Raw genomic sequence first — 9672 nt, 5'->3', positions numbered from 1 at the left:
GTCGCATATAATAAGTAATCTTTTAATTTACTACTCATATTTCATCACCTTTACTTAAAATTTTCCACCAACTATCCTAGTTCTACCAGTAAAATCCATTGTTCCAACTATATAATTCGATTATATACACGTGTTACACTTGGGGGTTGTCAACCAAACTATCCGAAGAGCCGACTTTTTTTCTGGTTATATTATACTATTATATTGTGTAGTGACACAACACTTTAAGCGAAAATATGTTCGATAGGCATAGAAGAAAAGACCGCCCGGATGAGAACCAGGCGGCCAATGCATGGCATTATATGCCGGAGACCGTTTTATACGTAAATTCAGCTCGGTATGTGCCGGCAAGAACACCAATCTTAGTTCCATCTTGCTTGTTAATGGTTTGTGGAAGTCTAAAATTGTATTTTACGTTGAATTGGTGTGTGCCCCCGCCAAACGATGGATTTGCTTGAATAAGGGCTTGTGAGGCATTAGAAAGTACCAATCTGTTGGATAACCGGCCTTGTCCGCCATTAAAGTTAATGGGTGCACCGGTAACCGGTCCTGAATATTCCGTTGTGACCTCGACTGCAGAAGCCGGTATATAGAATCTTTCAACGGTTCCGTTAATATCCTTCTCGATCGTAAAGTCAGTTGAACTCATACTAACCGTCCATCCGGCATCTGTCCCTCGGGCGTCAACGACAGTGATCGTCGTGTCTGCATTAGAGGATTGATCTTGCTTTACATCTAATCGAATATCATTGAACTGCAAAGGAGTCTGGAATGCTCGGAGGCCGGAACCTACCACTTGTACACGTTGTTCGCTGACATCGGCAAATGCAGATGCGCCTAATGAAAACAGTAATACAGACAATCCAACTGTACCTGTCAGCAATTTTTTTATTCTGGACATATTTTACCTCCATCTTATGATTCTATTTGCAGGGGCGCAGCTGCTGGCGCGGCCCCCTGCTCAATAGGTTTAAATACCTTTAGACAACGTAAAGGTGAATAAGGATCTGTAAACCCCGACTCTCAATCCTACTTTATCCCCTACTTGATGAGCGCTGCCGTTACCCGCAGATACAACTTCAACTGTACTCGGTACACGGAACATGTAGTCCATTGGAATATCATAGTAGCCCATACCTTTAAAGGCTTCGGCCTCTGCGAGCGTTTGTTTTTGTTCACTCAGAACGTAACTGCCCACTTTAGCGACCGAATCAGGAGAACCTGCAAGAACCTTGGACGGTTGAACATTTACGCTCAAAGACGACGCAGGGATTTTCACAACCAAGTCTTGTGTTCCCAATCCGGTATCCAAGACAGGATCACTGACAAAATCCGTAACAGACAAAGAGTAAGACCATCCGCCACCGGAGCCCGTGCTATCCTCGATTAGCGTGTTTGTCACACTGTTGATCGTTTGATACTGATTCGTTGTCTGGATCTCAATATTATCGAGCATCAAACCATTGAACTTAGAAGAAAGCCCTCCACCAATGACATTAATAATCGCTTCTTGATCTGCACCAGATATTTCTCTTCCCCATGCCGGATCCACTCCTGGATTCGGAGCCGGGTTGTTCCCGTTAAGTGCAGGGGTGATGTATTCTTTGTCAATCAACACCTGTCCTGAAGACAGATCGGTAACTTTAACACGGATTGGTAAGTAAGGCCCGATATCAATAGCTCCATTGTATGGGAGGTAAGTAGCGCCGTTGTCAATGGAATATTCCTTGCTCCAGTTTCCTGTTGGAAGATTAGAGAAGTCGATCAGTAATCGATCACTGCTGTCTCTGGAAAACGATGGATCATAAACTTGACCAGACACCACCAACATTGTCTCAGAACTGAAATTAACCCCATTCGTTACGCGGGCTTTATATACAGATCCAACCACATTCGGAACAACGAGCTCGTACTTCCGTTCCGTTGGACTCGGATCCGAAGACACGCCCGAATATTGATTCAGAATTTCAGGCTCGTCCAACCACGGGCCGTTATCGTGCTGAATTTGAAGTGAACCTTGCGTTGGGTTAAAAGTGAACGTGAGTGGCCGTTGGTTATTTGCATCAACATTTCCAATATGACCTACAGGAGCTGTCGGTACGCCTGGTGCAGCTGGCGCCACTGTGATATTTTGCGTTACCTTCGCAAGCTCTAGATTTGCTTTGTTGAGTATGATTGCTGATACCGAGTGATTTCCGTCCGGAAGTTGAATCGGCGCATGATAATCTGAAACTTGGCCGTTTACTGAAATTTGCACGTTGACCCGATTAAGATCAATCGCGCCGGTATCTATCGTTACGACACCATCTTGTTCCAGCAGTTTTGGATAGCCAATAGGGATCTCAATTGGATCATTGTTGATGCTGAAAATGAGTGGGTCACTGTAGATGATATTGCTTCCTGTGTCTAAACCTGAACGCGCTTGAACCGTCACAGATCCTACCGTATTAATCACAATTGGACCATTGTAATTCAACCAGGTTGCCCCGTTATCCAGAGAATATTCTTTAATAGTAGCTGCAGCTGGATAATCCAATGTGACAATCGTATTCTCAAATTTATCGTGAGAGATGCTTTCTAAAGGCTTCTCGATCGTGTTCGATACCGGCGAGTAGCCCGGTGGATAAATCCCACTCGCCCCCAATAGAGGTGTGCTCCTGCCTTCACCGGTCATACGATGCAAGTTACCTACCTCATCAATACCATAGACCACTCTATAATCAGTGGTTTGTTGAATTTCTAGGAGACCGACAAATTTGATGCCGGAAGATTTATTGTATGAATACACAGCACCTGGTTTGTAGAATACATAGATATCCCCTGTATCTTTAAGTAGAAATAGTGCATCTGAACTGAAAGCGATGTCTGTGATGTTTTGGATTGCTAAGTCTGGCCCCAACACTCTGGTTGGCGTAGTGATGCGACCTTGAATGCCGGTCAACCCAACATTATTCATGAAATCGGTACTGTTACTGTTATTACCAAGAACATAAACGTTTCCGTCATTACCTAATGCAGCAACTAGCGAAATACTTTGTTCGGTATTTACTGCAACTTTCTTCACATCCGTAAGAATCGTTTGCTTATTGCTGTTATACGTTCTGGTATCCACAGTTCGTGCTCCAATTTGATTAATAGGAAGCCCCCAGGTCACAAGATCTCCATTAGGATTGATTTCAAAGAACGTATTTTCTGCAGCCTCGATAATTGCCTTGCTAACAGGATGATCCTGTCTGTAGAATGCTCTTACTGTGTTGGTTGGATCATCAATCGGATATAACGTCGTACTATTAAGTTCATTGTAACCGTTATAGTCACTAATGTACTTCGATCCGATCGTGGTATCCGTAAGGGTGTAGTAGTTTCCATCAATCTTAAAATAGCGCATGGCGATGCTTGACGGGTTCGTTGATCGGATATCTCCTACCAATCCTGGATTAATATAGCCCATTTCGAAGTCAGCACCATGAAAAGATGGAAACAATGAAGTGACGTTGATCGGAGCGTCATTTGAAAACGAATTTGATCCAAATGCTCGTCCAATTTTATAAACAGCGTCATCTGTGATAAAGAGTACGTTTTCACGGTCCAACTGAATCATTTTCCTAACGCCAGTTAAAGGCGTTCCCGGCTGATCTGGATTTTGAACCGGGAATGGTACATTTAGGTTTTGTCTTAGTCCAGTACCTAGCTGACCACTGGTTCCCTGTCCAACAGCGACCACACTACCATCGACTTTGAGGCCATAGAAACTAAAGTTGTTGGAATTTATGCTTACATAAACGAAATCCGTCCATCCGTCCGCCCACTTCTCGAAAGTGCGGGTCGCGTCACTGTATCTATCCTTTCGGACGTAAAAATCCCCACTGGTGGTCAGTTTCATCGCATACCCATCATCCCCACTCCCAAAGTGAAGATATTTCAGATGGTCTGTCCCTAAATCTAGCAACTGGTAATTATAATTACCTACAGATTGCAAAGATGGATGCAGTGCATGCATAAATACCTTCCGACCATCGCTCAGATTTAAGATTGGTCTTGGAACGTTTGCAGTGTTTAGTTGATGGTCGGTGTAGTAATCGACACTTACAATATTGCCATATCCAGCCCCCTCTACGGTGTTCTTTCCGGGCCAAAGAACAGTGGGGATCAACAAGGCTACGGCTAACATTGTTGAAACCGCCCGTCTAAATGACTTTTTCCTGCTCATTTAAAAACCTCCATTTTATAATTTTTAATTCTGCACGTTGCTAGTTCCGACTTTCGCTATCTCTACATGGCCACCACCCCCCTTCAGGTCGTGAATCAAGCTTCAGCCTTCGTTTGAGTGATGCGCTGAATCGCGGCCTGCCTGGCTCGTTTGCTTGTGCTTAAAGTTCGGTTCCATTCAGGCTCCTCGCCATCTTGAATGTAGCCAAGCTTGACCGCGTAGAGAGTAAACGTCTGCGGATCCAGTTGCACTTTTTTCCGTGCTTTATCAAAGGTAAGCCCTTTATCCTCGATATATTTTTTAATGAGCGCTTCTACATCTCCCTTTTTGCGGCGTTTGAGCAAAAGCAAGAGAAGAAGTAGAAGAATCAAAACACCTAGAATGACCAGGACATATTTTAACCAGTCGGGGATTCCGCTTTTAACCTCCAATTTACCGGCATGCTCCATAGCAATTTGCGCTTCATTTTGCATTTCCGGTGTAACGGTGAACTTAAAGATCCTCCATTCCTTTTGACCGGCGAAATTTGCTTCAAAATACGCTTCATAATCGCCAGGAAGCAGTATCTGATCTAAAGCGATACTAACCATCTTCGCCGTTGTACCGTAGTAAATCGATCCTGCTTGGTAATCCTCTCTGAAAATGACTTTTTTAGTGTCATCTCTTATTTCGAGATAGCCCGTTGGCTGCTCCAAAATGGTGCCTTTATTTTCGAGGTCCACCGTAAATCTGGATTCTCCGGTCGTAATATAGTCGTGATTGAACGCGTTGATCGACATGCCGTGTTGTGCTTTGTCAATCTGGTAATCCAAGATAATCCAAAGGCCGTAGTCATATTTCTTATCTGTTAAGAGCGTGGCTACTTCCCCATTCGCATCTGCTTCATGGGACTGTTGCTGCAGCTCTGTTACTGCAACAACAGCGATATGTTGGCCAGGAATCAGATCTTCTGGGACCGATACTCGATAGGTGTACTCTCTCATCTCATTTGGTTGTAAGGTTATATCCTTCGCACCCTGGGGATACAGCCATGTTCCGGCTTGTGTCACCCCTTCGTTGTAGGACTTGAAGTTTTTCCCCCCATTTTGTTCAGGGATAGGATCCGTACCGTAAATCTTCAAATGAATGGTACGATCCTCCACGTTTTTGACCAGAAATTTGTACTCTTTGATCTCACCCGGCTTGACTTCTTCACGGTAATAGCCCAACCCGTTCCGAGCATTAACATCACTTGGCGCAAACCAAAATGAATAGTCCGGTGGAGCTGTTGGTTCCTCTGCATAACTAGGAGAAGCCGTTCCAAGTCCAAGAAAAACGATCAGTGCAATAAAGCTGCTTTTTAACAGCTTGGGTATATAGTTCATTCCATTTCTCCTTAATTTTTAAGTTTGAAAATCGGTGAAAAAAACGAAAATCAGCGAAAAATCAACTAAAATATGGTAATCCAATCGTAAAATGAGTGCACGAGGTCCAGGAGAGGATAAATCCTCCCCCTGATCTCGATATTTTGTTAATGAGGAACCTGTGAGCTAAAATCATCTCGGCTCGAAAGATCTGCGTGATAGAATACCACATCACCATCCTGCAGAGTGAATCGATTACCAAACGAATCACGAACGATGCGTTGGTAGCCTTCTAGCTGCCATTGATTCATCAGCGGCGCATGGATGTACTGCAGATGAGGATTTTGCAGATCCGCATTCCGGATCGTTTCGATGTTGAAGTTCACGATGATATAACCATTCTTGAAAAAGATTGGAGAATTGTCATCGAGTCCTCCATGCGTGCGTCCGTATTCGGCAATGTCGAGTCCGGCTTCGACGACATATGGCTCGGCTGGCAAGCTATATTCGCCATACCATTTTTGGACTGCCGCGTTTGCACGCTGTACGTTAACGGATGCCGGAATATTGGTTTTCGGACCAATAAAGGACCGAAGTTGCTCCGGAAGTAAGAGAAGGTCATATCCGCCTACCGGTGTCTTTTTCTTGGTTTCTTTGTTGATGTAGGTCTGGATGTATTCTTGCCTCGTCATCGGACCGAGTTGGCCAGGCGTAAAGTAGTTATCATACTTTATACTCGCCGTATCAACCAGTTCCTCGGTTGGAACGTTCCGGAATACATCGTTCATGATGACAAAGCGATCGACTTTATCTTCCTGAGAACCGATCTTCACAAAGTTCCGATCGTTGGTTTTATAGTACAGATCTACCGGGAACCTGTACTGGCCGTCCTTGGATACAAAATGGAAAGTCGGCGTTATCCGGATACCGTCTTGTTTGCCGAACATGTTCCCCTTTGTTTTCAAGTCAAATTTCACATGATATCCCGTCTTTACGGCTACGTTTTTGTAGCCTTCCACGGGATGACTCCCCGGCCGGATCGGTAGCGTAAACGGTTCGGTATTCCCACGAGCAGCGCCGTCGATACCGTTCAGTCCAACCCAATAGGAGATACCGGTTGGTGTCGCACTGCCTTTTTGAGTCCGGAAAACTTGCTCCCAATTGTAATCCGCAACATCTGTGATCCGGAAATCATATAGCCGGCCAATCACTTCGACGGACACTTCGTCGGCAGCCACATGGTTAACCAGATCGAGGTTTGCGTCGTACTGATACGGCAGATCTGGCGGCGAGTTTTCCGCGATATTGCGGAAGTACACCTGGTAGTCACCTTCATCTACCCAGACCGGCAAGAAGAATTCGGTATCCAGCTGGTTGACGGGAATATCAATCCAGGTATTCTTCGGATAGAACGTTCTGCGGTCCCCACTGTATACATCAAATGGGAAACGCACCTGCTTGGTACGGAAATATTTAGCGTAATCCCGATTTCCATATCCCGGATAATTGGCATGCTGTCCACTTGTCGGGATCCGGACAATGAACGGCCGATCGAGAATGAAAGCAGCTCGGTTATAGTTTGGTTTGGTCTTCTGGTTATGTGCGCGATCATCCGTAACGGATGAATAGTTCACCACCGGCGTATGCACCGTAACCGTGTTGATCCCATAGATCGGAAACTCCTTATCATTCCCGCCATTAATATTTCCAGGCAAAAGCTTGTACGATATATTGCCGGCACTAGTCGTATTAGCCCGATTGACTTTATCCGGTGTGATCAGATTGCCTGGCCTGTACAACACATTCTCATCAATCTGCGGCGGTTCCGGTATCGGACTTGGTGTCGGTCCCGTTTCCGCAACCCGGCTGCCGCTCATGAGAGTCTGACCGTTGAAAACCAGGGTGTCGTTGGTCACTTGTACTTTCTCGACGCCTTGTTCGGCCACGCTCTGCAGATTCTCACTTGGCGGCGATGGCCGACTCGTAAATCCGCTGCCACCATAAGATCCGGACGGTGCCACAATCGGATCTGGCGGCGATGGCGGGTAATAATTCCCCGTGCTGCTCGCCGTAAACTGCGGCGGCTGGTAGCCTTGCGGATGAATCGTGATCTCACCGCCTGGCAGCGCATAGTTCCGGAGCTTGCCGTTATCGATCTGATACACTTCCAGGTTGTCGATCACCCAATAGGAATATGGTCGCTCCACCGTGTATCTTTCTGTAACGACTTCTGTTGCTGATTGCGGATCCGGCACGGTTGTTGGATTGCCATCGTCATCGTCAGGGCCTGGTTTACCAGGATCCCAGTGCAGCGTCCATGTTTTCTCAACGTTTACCTGGAATGTACAGACTCCTGACATTTCGACAAACGTATGCTGGGCCAGGTAGCTCCTTGCAAATATGTTGCCATATAGCGTCTCGGAAGTCGGTATTCCCTGCAGGACATCAAACTGCTCGCTGCCACGCTGATCAGCTAAGATTTTCGCTGTGACGACTGGATCCATGTAACGACCGTTGATCTGCCTTCCCGGTGTCGGCGGCGTACACGACGCTTCCGGTGGATCCGGGTCAGGTGTTGGCGCCCCATCGACCGTGATCGTGATCGATGCAGTCAGAATATATCCGTTATCCCCGTCGCTTCTCCACACAGCTGTAATTTTTGCTGAACCCGGGCTATTAGCCTTTACTCTCCCGTTATCGTTAACCAAACTGACAACGGCTGACTTATCGGAGCTCCACTTTGTTTCAGCTCGCGTTGCCACGTTAATCGGATTTTTATAATCCGTTTCTCCAGGGGCAATGGTCGATACCAGCGCTTGCAGACTCGTTTCTTCCCCGACTTTAAGGCTAGTTTTTCCTTGCACTTCGATTTTCTTCTGTTCTACTTCATCAGCCCGCCAGAAGAGATTCAACGGTGTGTAAAATCCAAATTTCTTCACGGTCCACGGTAGAAAGCAACTGCAGGCGTCATTCCATGGACGTTCACCGGTGTCTTCATACGTGAACTCATGATATAAGTCAGAACTTGATGGCCCCACTTTACCGGTTTGGGATGTAATGAGTATCGCTGTTTTTAAATCCGTAATTTCAAGATTCGTGATGTTGGACTCCTTACCTTGACGACCTGGTACGGTTTCGACTCTGACAATCCTCTCATTAGTTAAACTGCTTTTGGGTACAGGAAGGCCACTGTAATCGACATATCCATGCGGCTGATATAATGGATTGCTTTTCATCTCGATTTTATCTCTAACCTCACCAATGGCTGGATACGCATCGTTATCTGTTCCTATATTGTTCACATAGACGAACCCACCTGGTGCTCGGTAGCTTTCCGCTGCAAAGCGACCATCCGCAATTTGAAACCAGTACACGCCTGGATTGGATCTTCGTTCACCTTGAACAGTTCGTATTCTCTTTTGGTAAGCTGTTGGTCCTTTGGAAGCATCCGGTGTATACGTTGGCGGCCCGATCGTATCTGGTTCATCAGGGCTGACATCAACGACTAGACCATTATTTGGTGCAGCACTGACTGAATGAACCCCAAGGATAGAAACGGTTAAGAAGCTCATCAAAAGAGAGACAATAAGATAGGTAATCCTCTTCATTTATACACTTCCTTGTTATTGTGGCGTGTTCGGAAGCCAAAACATAACTAACGTATTGCCGCTCCCCATTTCTCCACCGTTATCACCTAAAAATGTGTGCATCCAAAAGCGTCGTGGCACGTCCTTTTTGAAGAAACCAGTAGTTAAAAAGTTAGCACTTTTAGGCAGTACCGTGAGACCGTATTTAGAAATGGTTCCACTTTCAAATCCTCTTCCTTGAGTAAAGTTGTACAACGTGGAAGTAGGAAAAGCCGCATTGGACAAAGACGTATTATCATTCGGAACCACTGTGGTTTCAAGAAAAACATTGTACATATCATCAATTACTCCCCAGGTGAAATCTTTATCCATGAACATTTTCCCGTACAAGTTTTTCGGGTTCCCCGAGGAATCAGCATCTACCACAATCATGCGGTGAACCGTCATCATGCCACGGTTGTACATCATTTTGTACGGCTTATCCTTAATGCGATCAAAGCTGGTTAGTTTATCCGTACCAGAAATAATACGG

The 9672-nt window shown here is 45.7% G+C and carries 4 protein-coding genes and 1 pseudogene; all 5 read right to left on the bottom strand.

The genetic code is table 11. The features are described 5' to 3' along the window. Positions 1 to 298 precede the first annotated feature (298 nt). A complete protein-coding gene (locus tag CHH67_RS21030; RefSeq protein WP_095267341.1) occupies positions 299 to 901 on the bottom strand; it encodes a WxL domain-containing protein in 603 nt (200 codons plus the stop codon). A 69-nt stretch (positions 902 to 970) separates the two neighbouring features. After that, positions 971 to 4210 (bottom strand): hypothetical protein, encoded by a 3240-nt coding sequence (locus CHH67_RS21025; RefSeq protein ID WP_095267340.1) that lies wholly within the window; start codon positions 4208 to 4210, stop codon positions 971 to 973. 95 nt (positions 4211 to 4305) lie between these two features. After that, positions 4306 to 5574, bottom strand: coding sequence for a COG1470 family protein (locus CHH67_RS21020; protein WP_095267339.1), 1269 nt, complete (start codon positions 5572 to 5574; stop codon positions 4306 to 4308). 146 nt (positions 5575 to 5720) lie between these two features. Then, positions 5721 to 8855, bottom strand: a complete 3135-nt coding sequence (locus CHH67_RS21015) for a DUF5704 domain-containing protein (protein WP_179292185.1) — start codon at positions 8853 to 8855, stop codon at positions 5721 to 5723. 321 nt (positions 8856 to 9176) lie between these two features. Beyond that, positions 9177 to 9672: pseudogene (locus CHH67_RS26310) on the bottom strand (S-layer homology domain-containing protein); the annotation flags it as partial.

Source organism: Paenibacillus campinasensis (genome assembly GCF_002272015.1).
Lineage (GTDB): Bacteria > Bacillota > Bacilli > Paenibacillales > Paenibacillaceae > Paenibacillus_AQ > Paenibacillus_AQ campinasensis.
Note: the sequence above shows the minus strand (reverse complement) of the source record. Positions and strands in the feature narration are given on the sequence as shown.

Bases quoted from the DNA above. Each gene is read 5' to 3' on its own strand.
- CHH67_RS21030 (WP_095267341.1), bottom strand. From the start codon at position 901: ATGTCCAGAATAAAAAAATTGCTGACAGGTACAGTTGGATTGTCTGTA.
- CHH67_RS21025 (WP_095267340.1), bottom strand. From the start codon at position 4,210: ATGAGCAGGAAAAAGTCATTTAGACGGGCGGTTTCAACAATGTTAGCC.
- CHH67_RS21020 (WP_095267339.1), bottom strand. From the start codon at position 5,574: ATGAACTATATACCCAAGCTGTTAAAAAGCAGCTTTATTGCACTGATC.